This is a genomic window from Mycobacterium helveticum (genome assembly GCF_007714205.1).
GTDB classification, from domain to species: domain Bacteria; phylum Actinomycetota; class Actinomycetes; order Mycobacteriales; family Mycobacteriaceae; genus Mycobacterium; species Mycobacterium helveticum.
In genome coordinates this window covers 1-692 of the sequence record NZ_VMQU01000336.1, presented here as the reverse complement: position 1 = coordinate 692, position 692 = coordinate 1, and the positions used below count along the sequence as shown (strand labels likewise).

Here is a 692-nt window from a genome sequence, read left to right as displayed (position 1 = left end):
CTGTCGTACACCTTCGTGATGCTGGCGGTGTTCGCGCTGATCGCGTGGGCGACGCTGGCCGCCTCCACATCCAGCCACACCCCGGCGCCCGGCGCCCCCGCCACCACGGCCGAGCCGGCGCCCACGGTGGCGCCGGGCGCCGTGGGCACGCTGCTGCCCGGGCTGAGCGACCTGCGGAACATCACCGACGACCAGAACCTCGCGGCCGGCCAGACGTGGGACCATCCGGCCCGCTCCGACCGGGAGGGAACCATCGACCGCCCGCAGTGCTGGGGGAGCATCGCGCCGGGGACCCCGGACGCCTACACCGCCGGCGCCATCTTCGGGTACCGCGCGGCGGAGTTCTCCGACACGCGCAGCTTCCTCAAGTCGACTCAGGTGATCCAGGCGGTCGCGGCCTTCCGCGATCCGCCCGCGGCCCGGTCACAGCTGGACAAGCTGCTGTCCGGGTGGCGCGACTGCGGCGGCTCCACCGTCGCGGTCACCGTCCCCGGCGGTGAGGCGATCCCGTTTTCGCTGGGCGAACCCGCCGACGCCGGGAACGGCATCACCACCCTGGACCTCGCGCCGCGCGGGCTGCAGGTGCGCTCCGTGCGCGCGATCGCGGCCAGGTCCAACGTGGTCGTCGACCTGTACGTGTCCTGCAGCGGAACGACCGACGGCCACGTCCCCCGCCAGTCGGCCGTGAGCAT

Annotated in this window: 1 protein-coding gene; it reads left to right on the top strand. The window is 73.8% G+C overall.

Annotated features, from left to right (window positions below):
* On the top strand, positions 1–692 hold a 692-nt coding region (locus FPZ47_RS27800; RefSeq protein ID WP_145039826.1), incomplete at both ends, for a sensor domain-containing protein.